Annotated in this window: 11 protein-coding genes; 10 read left to right on the top strand and 1 reads right to left on the bottom strand. The window is 45.6% G+C overall.

The annotated features are described in order from the left end of the window. The first annotated feature begins 94 nt into the window (after positions 1-94). The 8 genes from DC345_RS21905 (at position 95) to DC345_RS21870 (ending at position 10,834) form a co-directional block, all read left to right on the top strand. The gene (locus tag DC345_RS21905) at positions 95-217 is read left to right on the top strand and encodes a sporulation protein YjcZ (RefSeq protein WP_079697598.1); all 123 of its coding nucleotides are present in this window, start codon (positions 95-97) and stop codon (positions 215-217) included. A gap of 158 nt (positions 218-375) precedes the next feature. Next, positions 376-2,088, top strand: coding sequence for a sensor histidine kinase (locus DC345_RS21900; RefSeq protein WP_113054906.1), 1,713 nt, complete (start codon positions 376-378; stop codon positions 2,086-2,088). Next, positions 2,085-3,491, top strand: a complete 1,407-nt coding sequence (locus tag DC345_RS21895) for a response regulator transcription factor (protein WP_113054905.1) — start codon at positions 2,085-2,087, stop codon at positions 3,489-3,491. The genes DC345_RS21900 and DC345_RS21895 overlap by 4 nt, the downstream gene beginning before the upstream one ends. 49 nt (positions 3,492-3,540) lie before the next feature. Then, positions 3,541-5,199, top strand: a complete 1,659-nt coding sequence (locus DC345_RS21890) for an extracellular solute-binding protein (protein ID WP_258530757.1) — start codon at positions 3,541-3,543, stop codon at positions 5,197-5,199. 333 nt (positions 5,200-5,532) lie between these two features. Next, positions 5,533-7,269 carry an extracellular solute-binding protein gene (locus tag DC345_RS21885; protein ID WP_113054904.1) on the top strand — a complete coding sequence of 579 codons (1,737 nt, stop codon included), beginning with the start codon at positions 5,533-5,535 and terminating at the stop codon, positions 7,267-7,269. 61 nt (positions 7,270-7,330) lie between these two features. Beyond that, positions 7,331-8,245: an ABC transporter permease gene (locus DC345_RS21880; RefSeq protein WP_113054903.1), complete on the top strand. Its 915-nt coding sequence runs from the start codon at positions 7,331-7,333 to the stop codon at positions 8,243-8,245. 13 nt (positions 8,246-8,258) lie between these two features. After that, positions 8,259-9,152: a carbohydrate ABC transporter permease gene (locus DC345_RS21875; RefSeq protein ID WP_113054902.1), complete on the top strand. Its 894-nt coding sequence runs from the start codon at positions 8,259-8,261 to the stop codon at positions 9,150-9,152. A gap of 59 nt (positions 9,153-9,211) precedes the next feature. Then, positions 9,212-10,834: a glycoside hydrolase family 13 protein gene (locus tag DC345_RS21870; RefSeq protein ID WP_113054901.1), complete on the top strand. Its 1,623-nt coding sequence runs from the start codon at positions 9,212-9,214 to the stop codon at positions 10,832-10,834. Positions 10,835-10,863: 29 nt separating this feature from the next. On the opposite strand, the gene DC345_RS21865 is transcribed toward DC345_RS21870, so the two are convergent. Then, positions 10,864-11,757 (bottom strand): LysR substrate-binding domain-containing protein, encoded by an 894-nt coding sequence (locus DC345_RS21865; RefSeq protein WP_113054900.1) that lies wholly within the window; start codon positions 11,755-11,757, stop codon positions 10,864-10,866. A gap of 182 nt (positions 11,758-11,939) precedes the next feature. Here DC345_RS21865 and DC345_RS21860 point away from each other — a divergent pair, with 182 nt between their 5' ends. Both DC345_RS21860 and DC345_RS21855 read left to right on the top strand, forming a co-directional pair. After that, complete coding sequence (locus tag DC345_RS21860; protein ID WP_113054899.1) at positions 11,940-12,995, top strand: YeiH family protein; 1,056 nt, start codon at positions 11,940-11,942, stop codon at positions 12,993-12,995. A gap of 580 nt (positions 12,996-13,575) precedes the next feature. Then, positions 13,576-16,959 carry a discoidin domain-containing protein gene (locus DC345_RS21855; protein ID WP_113054898.1) on the top strand — a complete coding sequence of 1,128 codons (3,384 nt, stop codon included), beginning with the start codon at positions 13,576-13,578 and terminating at the stop codon, positions 16,957-16,959. Positions 16,960-17,076: the final 117 nt, after the last annotated feature.

Here is a 17,076-nt window from a genome sequence, read left to right as displayed (position 1 = left end):
ATAGAGCCCTTTTTTTGATGATTGCCTCAAAAGCCTTGTCAATACACTAAGAGTTGAATACCTTATGACATAACACAAAAGAGGAGGAGATTACATGAGTGAAGTAGGATATGGAAATGTTGGAGGTCTTGGTGGATACGGTGGTTTCACATCCATCGGCGCAATCCTTGTTCTGTTCATCTTGTTGGTCATCATCTCTAAAGCTTTCCTGGTTTAATTCCTTTACCATAATAATAACTCTGCTGGCATTACGCTGGCAGGGTCTTTTTGTCATAAGCACAATTTGAAAGCGTTTGACATATTGAATTATCAATCTATAATTATGGAGTTATGCATTCAACATAGAATGGATGAAGTTAAGGAGAATAGGTTGGAATGACACTTAAAAAAAGAATCTTTTTGCTGTTTTTTCTCAGTGCGTTTATTCCCTTCATTAGTATAGTTGCGATTTCCTACTACACCATTGATTCCATTTTTGCGAATAAGATCGATGATGGCATTCGGAGCAATTTACAGCAGGTGACTTCCTCACTGGAGAATTCGATCACCAACCTGAATCATGTTACTCAGCAATTATCCTACAGTGGTACATTAGGCAAGAAGTTGGATGAGGTCTTGAAACCAACCTCCAATATATTTGAATTGATTGAAACTCGGGATGAGCTAAAGAGCGAATTAAATGTCGTAACCTTTACCAACCCGAATATAGGTTTGACATTGTATTATTTTCAGAAGGATGGCTCCACACAGTTTGGAAACTTTCCCATAAAGGATCGTTTTGCACCCGAATCATTGCCTGTGCTCTCCAAAGCATATGGGATTACCTACTATGGTCCTCATGTCAGTGTGAACCGGTTTGATGATCAGCTCGTCTTATCCGCCATGCGGAAGGTAAAATTACCCCAGAGGGACGATGTGTATATTTACGTTGAATCCGGTTTTCACCTTGCGCAGGATATATTGGGTTACAATCAGTACAAAGGAGATTTATCCCACTTGATCCTCGATGGAGAGGGGAATATTGTGTATAGTGAGATTCCGGAAGCGATGAAAGTCGGGGAGAACTTCTCCAACTTATCGAATGGTGCAGCATCGGACGGAATAGCTCGCGATTATCATTGGTTCAGACAGGGTTCCACTCAGAACTGGAGCGTTGTGTCGGTGATCTCGCAGGCCAAGTATCAACAGGAGAAAAACCAGTGGTTGCTTCAAATATTACTGGTCGCTTTATTTTTCCTTGGTTTTACGGTATTTCTGGCTTGGTTGCTGTGGAAGATGGTTTATAAACCCCTCGGTCTTTTCCATTCGGAGATCAACGGCATGTCTCAAAATCCACAAACGGCAGGCAGTCAGACCCGCACGCAGATTCCAGAATTTGATTTTCTGTTAGGCGAATTCTCGAATATGCAGCATCAAATCGGTGACCTCTTCAAAGAGGTGCAGCAGAAAGAGAAAATTCGTGCAGACCTTGAAGTAGAGAAACTGCTGTACCAGATCAATCCTCATTTTTTGATGAATACGCTGGATACGGTCCACTGGCTGGCGGTAATGAATGGACAAGGTGAGATTGACAAGCTGGTGCAGTCCCTGAATAAACTGTTGTACTACAATTTAGGTAAATTAGGACAGGTTTCCACGATGGAAGAGGAAATTGACGCGCTTAGACAGTACTTGATCCTGCAGCAAATCCGCTATGACTTTGAATTTGATGTGCGTATTTCCGCTGATGAGCAAGTGCTTCAAATACCTGTACCTCGTTTTATTCTACAGCCACTGGTTGAAAACTCACTATACCATGGACTGAGCGACGAAGGTTTTATTCAAATTGAAGTGACACGCAAAGAAACGCTGAACATTATGATTCAGGATAATGGAGCTGGCATGACGGAGGAAGCGATTGAAAGACTTCTGAACAATCGTGTAGCAGATCATCAAAAAGTAGGGATGGGCATCGGGCTCAATTATGTTCACCGCATGTTACAAGCACAATACGGGGATCAAGCTCAACTGGTGATTGAGAGTGAATTGGGAACTGGCACAAGCATATTGCTTATACTTCCGATCAAAGGAGAAGATATCTCGGCATGATTAAGGTATTGATTGTGGATGATGATAAATTGGTGCGAAAAGGAATAAGCTCCGCAATGCCATGGAACGAGTTCGGCATGGAGGTTGTTGGAGAAGCAAGTAACGGGGCTAAGGCGCTGGATTTTCTGGAATCCAACTCGGTGGATCTGATGCTAACGGATCTTGCGATGCCTGTGATGTCAGGCATTGAACTGATGCGCTCTGCAAGGCAGCTATACCCGGAACTTCATATTGTCGTGCTTACCCTTCATCAGGATTTTGATTATATCCAGGAAGCGCTTAGGCTGGGAGCGATCGACTATATAGCCAAAGTTCAGCTTGAGAAGGAACAATTCGAACATGTACTGAATCGAATACATACCCGGATTGGGGAGCTCACGAATACAAGACGAAAGATGCCGCAGCTAGGTGAAACCAACGTCCATTATCGTAAAGTGTATGCACTTGTTTCACTGGACCGAAAATCCGGCCAGATCTGGCCTATCGGTCTCGAATCCGGTTCAGACGAGGTCCAATTTGAAGTGGAACGGAACAGCTGGATGTGGGCGGTACCTCAGGATGGAGAGGATCAGCTATTCGATAAATTGAAGGGATATTTGGATCAAATTCCTCAAGGTGCGCTACTGGTGTTGTCTGATGTACAGGAACGGACATGGTCGCAAATTCAAAACTGGATTATAAACTATACAGAAACGTCCTTGTTTTATGCGTATGAACCCCAAGATCCAGTTATTTCCGTTTCCATGAATGAAGAAGATACAGCTCCAACAGAACCTCGGGATGAGGACTTGGATCGTATTAAACGAAGTTGGTTTTTATCTCCGTGGACGCATAACGATCATTATTATAACCAGCTTGTTGAAGAGTTTAGATCTCTAAGGTTGCAAAAAGGGCAGCTGATGGGATTACTGTACTCCCTGGTCATGGAGTGGAACCATCTTTTCGCAGAGACTACGCTGGGCAGAATCTCCATGATCCATTCTTTTCAATCATGGTACGAGGTGGAACAGTGGATCAAGCTGACCTCTGAAAGTATTCGAAAGGCGGATGAACAGGTTTCTTATTCTCAGGAAATGATAGATGGGGTGAAAAAAGCCGTGATGATTATGCAGAATGATCTGGATCAGGCATTTACAGCTTCAGGGCTGTCCCAGCAACTCAACATTAGCCGCAGCTATTTCAGCCAATGTTTCAAGGACATCATGGGAAAAACCTTTAATGATTATTCCCGATATATTCGAATGGAGAAGTCTAAAGAGTATTTATTGAACACAAACAACACGATTTTCTGGATTGCAGAGCGGGTGGGTTATACGGATGAGAAATATTTCAGCCGAATCTTTCGCGAACTGACAGGCGTGCTGCCTAGTGAATATCGACAATTAGGCAGAGGCGACAAATAGTATAATCTCAGCATAACCGACTGACAATCCGGTGAAAGAAGGTAAAGCAATGATCAAGAAGATGGCTGTGTGTGGTGTTGTCGTCAGCTTGATTGCAGGTATCGTATTTTTTAATATTTCATACTTTCGGGAATCGCCAATTGGTCCAACGACAACCGCTCCTGACACAGCTGTCACCGAGGCATTCGGTAAATATAAACATCCCGTTTCCATCCGGTTGGGATATGTGGTTGACCCAACAGGTACGGATCTCTCCGAAGGAGAAACATTAGAAAAGAATATGTGGAAAACGGTGATTAAGCAAAACCTCAACATTGACGTCGAGGTCATGTGGCAGGTATCCAAGGAGAATTTTGGACAGAAAATCGATCTGGCTATTGCCAGCAATGATTTGCCTGATGCAATGATCGTTAATCAAGTTCAGTTGAATGAGATGGTCAAAGCGGGAGAAATTGAAGATCTGACCAAGGCATATGCAAGCAGCGCTTCACCTGAGATGAAGAAAATTATCGACAGCACCAATGGATTGGCTCTGGAACAAGTGACCTTTGAAGGGAAAATGATGGCTGTTCCGTCTGTGACGGCGGAGGACTTCAGTATGCTCTGGATCAGGCAGGACTGGCTGGATCGTCTTGGATTAAAACCACCGAAAACAGTGGACGAATTGGAAGCTGTTGCGAAAGCCTTTGTGGAGCAGGACCCGGATGGGAACGGAAAACGGGATACGATCGGGCTTGCTTCAAGTACAAGTCTGTTTAACGATTTCAACAACAGCGCTTTTGCCTTTGATCTAACGCCGATCTTCGCGGCTTATGGAGCCTTCCCTGGATATTGGCTCGAAAAAGATGGAAAACCTGAATACGGTTCGATTCTACCAGAGACAAGGAACGCTTTGGTCAGGCTTCGTGATATGTATGCCAAAGGTCTCCTTGATCCAGATCTGGGCATTCGCAAAGAGCCGGAGGAAACTGTCATTAGCGGACAGGCAGGGATGTTCTTTCAAGGTTTTTTTGCAGGATACTGGCCGCTTCCAAGCGCTTGGCTGAAAGATCCCAAGGCGAACTGGCAGGCTTACGCGCTCCCACTGGATGCAAACGGAGCATTTCGTGTGAAGGTGGATAATCCCTCAAGTTCTTTCCTGGTGGTTCGCAAAGGGTATGCTCATCCCGAAGCGATCATCAAGATAAACAATCTGTACCTCCGTGATGAGTTCAAGTATGGTACCAGTTTTATGCTCAGTCGCAATTTCTTTGCCCCGGCAGATGAAGCACGATATGAATCCAAAGCCGTGCAGGAGATTCTGGCCGGAACCAAAACCCCAGCTGATTTTAAGGACAAGTCCGAATATAAGCTGCTGGAAAATACAGTTTCGACGATAAAACAAACTAAGCTAAAGCCTTATGATCAACTTGGCATTTCGTTTTGGGATCAGCACAACGAGAACTTTATGCGTGGTTATTCACTGCTCGTGGGTGGAAGAAATTTTTTTGATCCGAATATCCATAAAGTTCGAAGTCTTACCTACAAACGAACGCCAGCGGTGGAGAGATTATGGAGCAAATTATCCAAGCTGGAGCATGATACATTTTTGAAAATTATTTTAGGTGCTGCACCGATCGAGTCATTCGATCAATTTGTACAAGAGTGGAAAGAACAGGGAGGCGACCAAGTGACTGCTGAAGTGACTGCTTCCCAGAATCAACGCTGAAATGCTAACATATCTGCGTGAATTCCCACGTTTTTTACTCCATTTGATTATTCATAGCCGGTAGACTCCTGATTGAGGAGTTTGCCGGTTTTTCTTTGTGCGACACTAGCTTTGCTACCCTCACTTATTAACGAGGATAGACAAATGTAAGTCAGTAGGTGAGATGAATGTTCACAACCTCCAAGTTGCTCGTTGATTCGAGTGAAAACTGTATACATTTCTCTATCCAAACTAGCGTTTAATCCCTATCTCGATTAAGCTTCTCCAAGTTTTATAATGAAAGCGCAAACAACATGATAGAGAAATAATCAGAACGAAGGGGAGTTGAATTTGATGAGAAATAATTGGTCAATAAAAAGCAAAATGTTGACGAAACGACTGGCAGTGCTGTCCATGTCCGCATTGATGGTTTCCGTCCTTGCAGCCTGTGGGGGATCCTCCAATCCGCCGACTGCTGAGGATGCAGGTCAATATGAGGTAACACCTGGAGATCCATTCAGTGCTTATAAAGACGAAGTGACGGTAACGATGGGGCGTGTTACGACGGCGAATCCGAAATTGCCGGCTGGAGATACATATGAGAACAATGCGTATACCCGTCTGGTTAAAGAATCGTTTAATGCACAAATTAAGGACCAATTTGAGGCTAATGGTGAAGATTACAGTCGTCAGGTCTCTCTTGCAATCGCTTCCGGGGAATTGCCCGATATGATGCGCGTCGATTCCAAGGATGAACTTAAAGAATTGGTTGATAATGATCTGATTGAAGATCTGACGGAAGTATACAAACAATATGCCACCGATAATATCAAGCAGATTTACGACTCTTACGATGGCCGTGCACTTGACAATGCCACGATTGATGGCCGATTGATGGGCCTTCCAGCGACCTCTCTGGACTCCGCACCAACTATGGTTTGGGTTCGTCAGGATTGGTTGGATGTGCTGGGAATAAAACTTGATGCTGACGGAGACGGTGCCATCAAGCTGGAAGATGTAGAGAAAACAGCAGAAGAGTTCCTGAAAAAAGATCCTGGGCAAACTGGGAAACCGGTGGGCATTCCTTTTGTGAACACCTTGAATACGACGGACTATAACGGTTCTGCATATACCATGCTGGGTGTTGCTTCAACCGAAGGCGCGTATCCTCAATATTGGATGAAGGGTGAAGACGGCAGCATCGTTTATGGTTCGACTACAGAGGAAACCAAGCAGATGTTGGGCGTTATGGCCGACTGGTTCAAGAGAGGTATCATTGACCCGCAATTTGGAACCCGTACATTTGACGATATCACTGCACTTTATACCAATGGTCAGAGCGGAATTGCTTTTGGACCGTGGCACATTCCAGACTGGGGACTGAGCAGTGTCAAGCAGATGGATAAACATGCGAAATTCACGGCTTACACGCTGGAGGATGCAGACGGTAAGGTAAACGTGGCACACGCCAATCCATCCGGTCAGTTTATCGTTGTGAGAAAAGGTTATGAACATCCGGAACTCGCGATTAAAATTATTAATCTATTCTACGATAAATTGGCAAATGACAAAGATGTCGCAACTACCATGCCAGAGGCAGCCAAGTATTTGGAAAGCGGCGTAGACGGTTCAACCAGACCTTTTAATATTGAAGTCAACTCGGCAACATCCCTGTTGGATGATTACTCCGACGTTGTTCGTGGAATTAAAGGCGAGATCGGTTTGGATCAGGTCCGTACAACGGAATCGAAAAACAATATTGGCAGTATCCAAACATACTTGAAAGACCAGGATACGGATGATTTAACAGCTTGGTCGAAATATCACTCCCGTATGAACGGAGTGGGGCTGATCGATAAGTTGACACAGGAAGGTAAATTCAACTGGATGACGCCAGCGTTCTCTGGAACTACACCAAGCATGAAACAGACGTGGGCTAACCTGACCAAAATGGAACAGGAATCTTTCATCAAAATCATAACGGGTGCGGAACCGCTGGATTACTTCGAAACATTCGTCAGCAATTGGAAGAAACAAGGCGGAGACCAAGTGATCCAGGAGATCGAAGCCGAGACTACATCCCAAAAATAATTAAGTTAACACTGCTGATGGGCTGCGCTAAGCAGCCTTTCTTCAGGAAAGGGGTTCATCCATGAAGCAGGAAAAATATAAAGCAAGAAACCGCTTGGGCACGGGTGCCATGTATCATATGATGATGCTGCCTGGCATTTTATTTTTGCTGGTATTCAGCTACATTCCAATGGTTGGTGTCATTACGGCATTTCAGGATTACGTACCAGCCAAAGGTATGTTTGGCTCCGAGTTTGTTGGACTCAAGCATTTTATTTATATGTTCAAGCTGCCGGACATCGGGCAAGTAATCAGTAATACGTTGGTGATTGCCATCGCCAAGATTCTACTCGGCACACTGATGGCCATCATTTTTTCCATTTTATTAAACGAAATCCGCTTTAAATTTGTTAAAAAATCCGTGCAGACCATTGTATATCTGCCTCACTTTTTGTCTTGGGTTGTTCTGGCCTCCGTGGTTGTTAACATGTTCAGCCTGGATGGAAGTGTAAACCAGATTTTAGCCTTTTTCGGCTTGCAAAATATTAATTTTCTCGGAAGCAACACCTGGTTCCAGCCGCTGATTATCGGGACGGACGTATGGAAGGAATTCGGTTATAGCTCCATCGTTTATTTGGCTGCAATTACCTCGATTGATCCCGGCCTATATGAAGCGTCAGGGATAGATGGAGCGAGCTGGTGGAGAAAAGTATGGCATATTACGTTGCCGGGCATGCTGCCTATTATTCTGCTCATGGGGGTTATGAGTCTGACCAATATTTTGAGTGCAGGCTTCGATCAAATCTACAATCTGTATAACCCGGTTGTCTATGAGTCGGGCGATATTCTGGATACCTATGTATACCGGATTGGTCTCGTTGGCAGACAGTATAGTTTCGGTACGGCTGTTGGGTTGTTCAAATCAGTGATTGGTATTGTTCTATTATTGTCCGCCAATGAATTGGCCAAAAAATACACCGACAGAAAAATATTCTAAGGAGGCGAAACTTGTGTCTTATTCCGCAAGCCTGAAAGACCGAATGGGCCGGTTTGTCATCTACGCCATCGTTATATTGCTGGCTTTGATCTGCCTCCTTCCATTATGGAATATCGTTGCGATTTCATTCAGCAGCAGTGAGGCCGTATCGGCCAATGCCGTAGGTCTGTTACCCGTTAAGTTTACAACAGCCGCTTATTCGAAAATTATTGATGATGCGCAGTTCTGGCGCTCCTTTGGCATTTCCGTTCTACGTGTGGCTCTGTCCCTTGTGCTCAACATGATTCTTATTGTTTTGATGGCTTATCCGCTGTCCAAATCAAAAAGGGAGTTTAAGGGCAGAAATATTTATATGAATATCATGATTTTTGCCATGCTGTTCAGTGGGGGCATGATCCCCAGCTATCTGTTGATCAAAAACCTGGATATGCTCAATACGATTTGGTCGCTTGTACTGCCAGGTGCTGTTCCAATATTCAGTGTCATTCTTGTGATGAACTTCTTCGCCGCAGTGCCAAAAGCGCTTGAAGAAGCGGCATTCATCGACGGGGCAAATGCATTGCAGGTCTTGTTCAAAGTGTATGTGCCCGTGTCTATTCCTGCGCTGGCGACCGTATCCCTGTTCAGTATTGTGGGCACGTGGAATGATTTCTTCAGTGGTTTGATCTATATGACCAAAGTTAGCAATTATCCGCTTATGACCTATATTCAGTCGCTTAATGTGAATATTGCGGAGCTTCTTCAATCTGGCACAAACTCTGCTCAGCTCAGCAATCTGACTGAGATTTCGAACAAAAATCTGAATGCAGCCAAAATCGTAGTAGCTGTCATTCCGCTGCTGCTAATTTACCCGCTGCTGCAAAAATACTTTGTGACCGGAATTGTTGTGGGGTCGGTAAAAGAATAATCGTGAATGGAACGGAGTCCGGATGAGCAGAATCTGGTTTAAGAGAAAGGTGGTGCGTTATGGGAAATCAAAAATGGTGGAAAGAAGTTGTCGTGTATCAAATTTATCCCCGCAGCTTTCAAGATAGCAATGGTGATGGCATCGGCGATCTGAAAGGTATTTTATCCCGACTCGATTATTTGAAGAATCTTGGCATCGGTGCGATCTGGCTGTCACCAGTGTGCAAGTCCCCGCAAGATGACAACGGGTATGACATTTCGGATTACCAGGATATCGATCCGATGTTTGGTTCGCTTGAAGATATGGAATTGCTGATTCAGGAGGCAGGCAAGCGGGACATCCGAATTATTATGGATCTGGTGCTTAACCACTCCTCAGACGAACACCCCTGGTTCAAGGAAGCCCGGAAAAGCAAGGATAATCCGTACCACGATTATTACGTGTGGAGAGATGGTGTGGAAGGAACACCTCCCAACGATTTAGGTTCAACATTTGGTGGATCGGCCTGGGAATGGGTTCCCGAGTTGGGACAGTATTACCTGCATCTTTTCTCTGTTAAACAACCGGATCTGAACTGGGAGAACCCCAAGGTACGGCAGGAAATATACGATATGATTCAATGGTGGATGGATAAAGGCGTAGGTGGTTTCCGTCTTGATGTTATCGATCTGATTGGCAAGCAGCCTGACCTCAAAATTACAGGCAATGGGCCAAATCTGCACCAATATATGCGTGAACTCAGTAAAGAGACATTCCAAAAGGGTGACCTGCTAACTGTCGGAGAAACCTGGGGGGCAACGCCTGAGAGTGCCAAGCTTTATAGCAACCCTGACGGCAGTGAACTATCCATGGTCTTCCAATTTGAACATATTAGTCTGGATGAGCAGGAGGGAAAAGGAAAGTGGGATCTCCAGCCGCTGGATCTGCTTCAATTAAAGAAAGTGTTGTCCAAATGGCAGACTGAGCTAAAGGGCGAAGCCTGGAACAGCTTGTTCTGGAATAACCATGACCTTCCGCGGATCGTGTCTCGTTGGGGAAATGACGGGGAATATCGTGTACAGTCTGCCAAAATGCTGGCGACTCTTCTTCATGGCATGCAAGGTACGCCATATGTGTATCAGGGTGAAGAGTTAGGTATGACGAATGTACGTTACCCTATTGAAGAATACCGTGATATTGAGCTGCTAAATCTGTATAAGGAACGGGTCGAGAATGGGTATCCTGAGGAAGAAGTGATGGAATCCATTTATGCAAAGGGCCGTGATAACGCACGTACGCCGATGCAGTGGGACGCTTCCGAAAATGCGGGTTTTACCGAAGGCAAACCATGGATTTTGGTAAATCCGAATTACACGGAGATTAATGCGGAAGAATCTATACATGATCCGGATTCCATTTACCATTACTATAAAACACTGATTCAGCTGCGAAAAGAGCATGAAGTGATCATTTATGGGGATTATGAACTGTTGTATCCGGAAGACCCCAACCTTTTCGCTTACACACGGACACTTGGTGATACCAAACTGCTAGTCCTGTGCAACTTCTATGGCAAAGTTGTTCCATTCCAGCTTCCAAGCGAATTTGCAGGGGATAAACGTTTATTAATTAGTAACTATTCGGACGTTGTTTCAGAGAACGCACTTCGTCCTTATGAAGCAAGAATGTATCTGCTTGTGTAGTTCGAAAGAGGGTTGAAGGCGAATAGCCTTCAACCCTCTTTTTTGACGAAAAGAAGCTTTTGCAAGAAAACATCAAGCGCCATGGAATGTGAATATTCGTTGAGGCGAACGATGGAGAAATTGCGCTCCAGATGCAGCTGTCTGATTCGCAGTTCTTCAACTTCCCCGGTGGCCAGCTCCTTATGAACAATCCATCTGGATACCATTGCAATTCCGAGTCCCGCAGCAACAGCTTCCTTCACACCCTGACTGCTGGTGAAGACATAGGAGCGTTTGGGACGAATCGCAGTCTGTTCCATAAAATGATCGCTAAACGCGCGTGTTCCCGAACCCAACTCACGAAGAACCCAGACCTGATCCTGAAGCATATTCTGCTCTACCACGACCGAACCGGAGAGAGGATGGCCGGAAGGGGCTACAACAATCATCTCATCCTTCATGTAAGGGATAACGTCAAGGTCTGACGAGGCTTGTGCCTCACCCTCCACAAATCCGATATCCAGTTGGTTTCCCCTAACCGCAGACAGAATCTCCTGGGTATTGCCAATCGTAACCTGAATGTTGACCTGCGGATACTGTGCTGCGAATTCTGCCAACTTCTTAGGCAAAATATATTCACCGATCGTGAAGCTGGCTCCGATCTGAATGCTTCCGGTCACCTCATCCCGCAGCATTTGAATCTCCTGCCGCGCTTCATCGTAGCGGGCCTGAATGACTTTGGCATGTTTGTAGAGGATTGCCCCCGCTTCAGTCAGGGAAACATGCTTTGGCGAACGATGCAGCAGCTTGGCTCCCAGCTCATTTTCCAGATTTTTAATGTGCAGGCTCACCCCGGGTTGGGACAGGTTCAGCAGTTCTGCGGCCTTGGAGAAATGGCTTTGTTCCGCAACGGTAACGAAGACTTTTAATGCATCAGTTATCATTAGAATTCCTCATTTAAATAATGTGTTTTTATAGTTATAAGCCTATTGAGCTCATTTTAGCACAAGATACCTAATTAATCATAAGTTTTTCTAATGGTTAAAATCGCAGATTCATATTTCACTTCCTTCCTGTCTGCTTCTATAGTAAGGATATACTTTATCCGATAAGGAAGTGTAGAGCTATGATTTTACAGACACAATTGAGATTCGTTAAAAACATAAAAGGTGTTAGGAACAGGGGATTTCTGCAGGGGATCGGACTGACTTTACTGCTCTCGTTGATAGCCAAGCTGCTGGGTTATCTGCCGCTCTTAAATATCATGGGACAACTCGTTATTGCAATTCTGCTTGGCATCTTGTACCGGGCGGTGCGTGGCGTTCCGTTGACCGCGCAATCAGGGATATCCTTTTCGGGAAAGCGATTGCTGCGGTTCGGCATCATCCTGCTGGGTTTGAAGCTGAACCTTATGGATATTGTTCATGCAGGCTACAAAGTCGTTGCGCTAGCGGCAATCAATGTTGTTGTTACGATTTTTGTTGTTTACGTGCTGAGCAAGTGGTTAAAGATCGACAAACGAATAGGGCTGTTGACTGCTTGTGGTACAGCCATCTGCGGTGCAGCGGCAGTGGTCGCGATTGCGCCACAGATCAAGGCCAAAGACGAAGAAACAGCAGTAGGAGCGGCTACGGTGGCGATATTGGGCACAATCTTCACCCTTGCATATACATTGTTATACCCTGTGTTGGGTTTAAGTGCGAATGAATATGGCCTATTCACAGGGGCTACGCTGCATGAAGTGGCACACGTCATTGCTGGAGCTGCACCTGGAGGGCAAGCGGCAACTGATATGGCAGTCATCGTAAAGCTAACCAGGGTCGCCATGTTGGTGCCCATTGCGCTGATCATCGGTTTGTGGAGTGGACGACAGGCGCGTGAGGGAGAGCAAAAATCATCTAAAGGAATCTCTTGGCGTGAATTGCCAGTACCCTGGTTCATTTTCGGGTTTCTGGCTATGAGTGGTTTAAACACGCTGGGTATTATTCCGCAAGAGTTGATCTCGGGACTTCTGGTTCTGTCCTATATGCTGCTCGCGATGGCCATGGCTGGATTGGGGTTGGGTGTGGATATTGCAACCTTCCGTCGTCTGGGTAAGAAACCTTTTTTGGCAGGATTACTGGGCTCTATAGTGTTGTCCATTCTAGGCTTCATGCTCGTTTGTGGCTTTGGCCTGAACTAGGGCGTGTGTTTCAAAAATAGGTATCCCGCTGCATGAATTTAACAAAAAGCACGCATTGACCATAGGTGGATCAATGCGTGCTTTTTGTTGTTTGAAAGATGCTGATCATCAGATCCAGAACGAACAGGACAGAAATAGTATAAATTCATTGCTTGAAAAAATATAAATATTTACCTCTTTTGGTTCAAAAGTCCGAAATGCACACAGGAAAGTCTGGATAACGATGTATTTCCTGATCGCAAGCCTTAAGGCTGCTCGTAAACATCCAAAAAGGAACATCAGAAGTCCGAATACCGTCTCTAGGGGTCCGATAAGAAGGAATGAAAGCGGTTTATACTAAATCTATTCCAGAGATGGCAAATCCAAGCAGGAAAGCAAATCAGTATCCGAGAAACTCCTCAAAGTAAGTAGCGTCCACGAATTACTGTCGTGAAGTCCATGTTGTTGTATGAGTTTGCCATTTTTTTGTCTTGTACTTTGATAAGGGGGTGATGATCGGCGCAGCGAATGAATAAGGCAGATCAACCGTCCATTTTTCTTTGAAAAACCATTTTGCTAATAACATGAGGAGGAATTGAATTTGCGCAACAAGTACATTGTGTGGTCACTCGTTTTAACGATGCTGATCTCGAACGTATTCCTGACTGTCGGATTTCCATCTCCTGTATCAGCAGCCGAAAGACCGGATCTGGCACAGGGCAAACAGGTTACCGCGAGCGGGTACAACCAAACATACAGTCCAACCAATGTGATTGACAGTAACCAAGCAACCTATTGGGAAAGTACTAATAGTGAGTTCCCCCAATGGATTCAAGTGGACCTTGGCACCAACACCAACATTGACCAAATCGTATTGAAGCTTCCGACAGTGTGGGAAAAGAGAACCCAAACGATAACCGTGCAAGGCAGCACGAACGGTTCATCGTTCACAGATATCGTAGGTTCTGCGGAATATGTATTTAATCCATCAGATGGGGAGAACTCGGTTAAGATTGATTTTCCTGCTGTGGAGACAAGGTACGTTCGCTTAAGCATAACAGGCAATTCCGAGTGGCCGGCAGCTCAACTGTCGACATTTGAAATTTACGGCCCAGGCAGTGAGGGACCAACGTTACCTGGCCCCGATCCTGTGGATCCCCCAATCATCCCTACAGAGGGAAGCAACATCGCCATCGGCAAGTCGATTACTGCATCATCCAGCACTTTATCCTTCGTAGCTGCGAATGCAAACGATAACAATATCAATTCGTACTGGGAAGGGGGCAGCAATCCAAGCTCACTGACGTTGGATCTAGGCTCCAATCATAAGATTACATCCATTGTACTTAAACTCAACCCGGATTCGGTCTGGAGCACCCGAACACAGACCATTCAAGTGCTTGGACATAACCAGGATACAACAACCTTCAGCAATCTGGTTTCCGCTCAATCATATACATTTAACCCGGCTTCCGGTAACACGGTGACCATTCCCGTTACAGCAACGGTTAAACGTCTTCAACTCAACACTACCACGAACTCGGGCGCTCCTGCCGGGCAAATTGCTGAGTTTCAGGTATTCGGCACACCTGCACCCAATCCTGATCTGACGATTACAGGCATGTCCTGGTCTCCATCGTCTCCAGTGGAGAATAATGCCGTCACCCTCAATGCCATCGTCAAAAATATTGGTTCTGCCGCTTCTCCAGCTTCTAGCGTCAACTTCTATCTAAACAATGAACTGGCGGGTTCCTCCCCAGTAACTGCTTTGCAAGCAGGGGCTTCGACAACGGTCTCGCTTAATGCTGGCAATAAAGCAGCTGCATCATATACGCTCAGTGCCAAGGTAGATGAGAATAACCAGATCATCGAAGAGAATGAAGGAAACAACAGTTACACACACACCTCTTCATTGGTGGTTGCACCGATTACAAGTTCTGATCTGGTAGGCACGGTCTCTTGGAGTCCTGGAACCCCTACAGCAAACAGCACAGTAACTTTTACGGTTAATCTGAAAAATCAAGGCAACATGGCCTCCGCAGGCGGTGCACATGGAGTTACAGTAGTTCTCAAGAACGCTGCCGGGGCAACACTTCAGACGTATAGTGGTTCCTATACTGGTACATTGGCACCTGGAGCTTCGGTCAATGTCAATGTAGGTACCTGGACTGCTGCAACCGGTAACTACAATGTGACAACTACCGTAGCAGTGGACAACAATGAAGCTCCGGTCAAACAAACGAATAACGTCGTTACAACAGGTTTGAACGTATATTCAGCCCGTGGTGCAAGCATGCCTTATACCCGGTATGATACGGATGATGCTACGCGTGGTGGCAGTGCCACACTGAAATCCGCACCAACCTTTGATCAGGCTCTGACGGCTTCGGAAGCCTCTGGCCAGCGCTATATCGCTCTTCCTTCCAACGGTTCCTATGCACAATGGACGGTTAGACAAGGGGAGGGAGGCGCAGGTGTAACCATGCGATTCACGATGCCGGATTCCACAGATGGCATGGGTCTTAACGGCGCACTTGACGTCTACGTTAACGGGACGAAGGCCAAAACGGTTCCTTTGACCTCCTACTACAATTGGCAGTACTTCTCCAGTGATCACCCGGGGGATACACCAAGTGCAGGACGTCCGTTGTTCCGTTTTGATGAAGTGCACTGGAAACTTGATACACCTCTAAAAGCTGGAGACACCATTCGTATTCAAAAAAACAATGGAGATAACCTGGAATACGGTGTGGATTTCCTCGAAATCGAACCCGTTCAGGCGGTGATCCCGCGTCCGGCCAACTCCGTCTCTGTAACCGATTTCGGCGCGATTGCAAATGATGGAAACGATGACCTTGCCGCATTTGAAGCGGCAGTCCAATCCGCGGTATCCACAGGCAAGACTCTATATATCCCTGAGGGCACGTTCCATCTGGGCAATATGTGGAAAATTGGTACGCCGACGAATATGATTAACAACCTCACCGTTGTAGGTGCAGGCATCTGGCATACGAACATTCAGTTTACCAACCCTAATGCAGCCTCAGGCGGGATTTCTTTCCGTGTGCAGGGCAAGCTGGATTTCAGCAATATTTATATGAACTCCATGCTACGTTCGCGCTATAACGAGAATGCAGTGTACAAAGGATTTATGGACAATTTCGGTAAAAATTCGAAGGTTAGCAACGTATGGGTCGAGCACTTTGAATGTGGTTTCTGGGTAGGGGATTACGCCCATACACCTGCAATCATTGCCGATGGCCTAGTGATCGAGAACAGTCGTATTCGGAATAACCTTGCTGACGGTGTCAACTTTGCCCAAGGCACGAGCAATTCGACTGTACGCAACAGCAGTGTCCGCAACAATGGTGATGATGGTCTGGCCGTATGGACCAGCAACGTGAATGGTGCGCCTGCCGGTGTGAACAACACATTCTCGTTCAACACGATTGAGAACAACTGGCGCGCAGCAGGCATTGCATTCTTTGGTGGCAGCGGACATAAGGCAACCAACAACCTGATTGTTGACACGGTTGGCGGTTCGGCGATCCGGATGAACACTGTTTTCCCTGGATACCATTTCCAAAATAACACAGGTATTCTGTTCTCCGATACAACGATCATTAACAGCGGCACAAGTAAAGATCTGTACAATGGTGAACGCGGAGCTATTGATCTTGAAGCTTCCAACGATTCCATCAAGAACGTAACGTTTACCAATATTGACATTCTCAATACCCAGCGCAGTGCTATTCAATTCGGGTACGGCGGCGGTTTCCAGAACATTGTGTTTAATAACATCAACATTAATAGTACTGGTCTGGACGGTATTGAGACATCTAGGTTCACAACGCCGCATAAAGGTGCAGCAATTTACACCTATACCGGTAATGGTTCTGCCACATTCAATAATCTGACAACAAGCAACATTGCGAACCCTAATGTGAATCAGATTCAAAATGGCTTTAATTTGATCATTCAATAAATGATTTCAAACAAAAACAGGGAGCTCTAAGAGTTCCCTGTTTCTTAGGTTAATTTGATGAAGTATGGGTGAACATTGAGCGGGATCTGAAATGTTAAAAAATAGCCGCGTAAAGCA

This window comes from Paenibacillus taichungensis (assembly GCF_003287275.1).
GTDB lineage: Bacteria > Bacillota > Bacilli > Paenibacillales > Paenibacillaceae > Paenibacillus > Paenibacillus taichungensis_A.
Note: the sequence above shows the minus strand (reverse complement) of the source record. Positions and strands in the feature narration are given on the sequence as shown.

What these genes read in the sequence shown, in the direction of transcription:
- DC345_RS21905 (WP_079697598.1), top strand. Translation starts at nt 95, where the DNA reads ATGAGTGAAGTAGGATATGGAAATGTTGGAGGTCTTGGTGGATACGGT.
- DC345_RS21900 (WP_113054906.1), top strand. Translation starts at nt 376, where the DNA reads ATGACACTTAAAAAAAGAATCTTTTTGCTGTTTTTTCTCAGTGCGTTT.
- DC345_RS21895 (WP_113054905.1), top strand. Translation starts at nt 2,085, where the DNA reads ATGATTAAGGTATTGATTGTGGATGATGATAAATTGGTGCGAAAAGGA.
- DC345_RS21890 (WP_258530757.1), top strand. Translation starts at nt 3,541, where the DNA reads ATGATCAAGAAGATGGCTGTGTGTGGTGTTGTCGTCAGCTTGATTGCA.
- DC345_RS21885 (WP_113054904.1), top strand. Translation starts at nt 5,533, where the DNA reads ATGAGAAATAATTGGTCAATAAAAAGCAAAATGTTGACGAAACGACTG.
- DC345_RS21880 (WP_113054903.1), top strand. Translation starts at nt 7,331, where the DNA reads ATGAAGCAGGAAAAATATAAAGCAAGAAACCGCTTGGGCACGGGTGCC.
- DC345_RS21870 (WP_113054901.1), top strand. Translation starts at nt 9,212, where the DNA reads ATGGGAAATCAAAAATGGTGGAAAGAAGTTGTCGTGTATCAAATTTAT.
- DC345_RS21865 (WP_113054900.1), bottom strand. Translation starts at nt 11,757, where the DNA reads ATGATAACTGATGCATTAAAAGTCTTCGTTACCGTTGCGGAACAAAGC.
- DC345_RS21860 (WP_113054899.1), top strand. Translation starts at nt 11,940, where the DNA reads ATGATTTTACAGACACAATTGAGATTCGTTAAAAACATAAAAGGTGTT.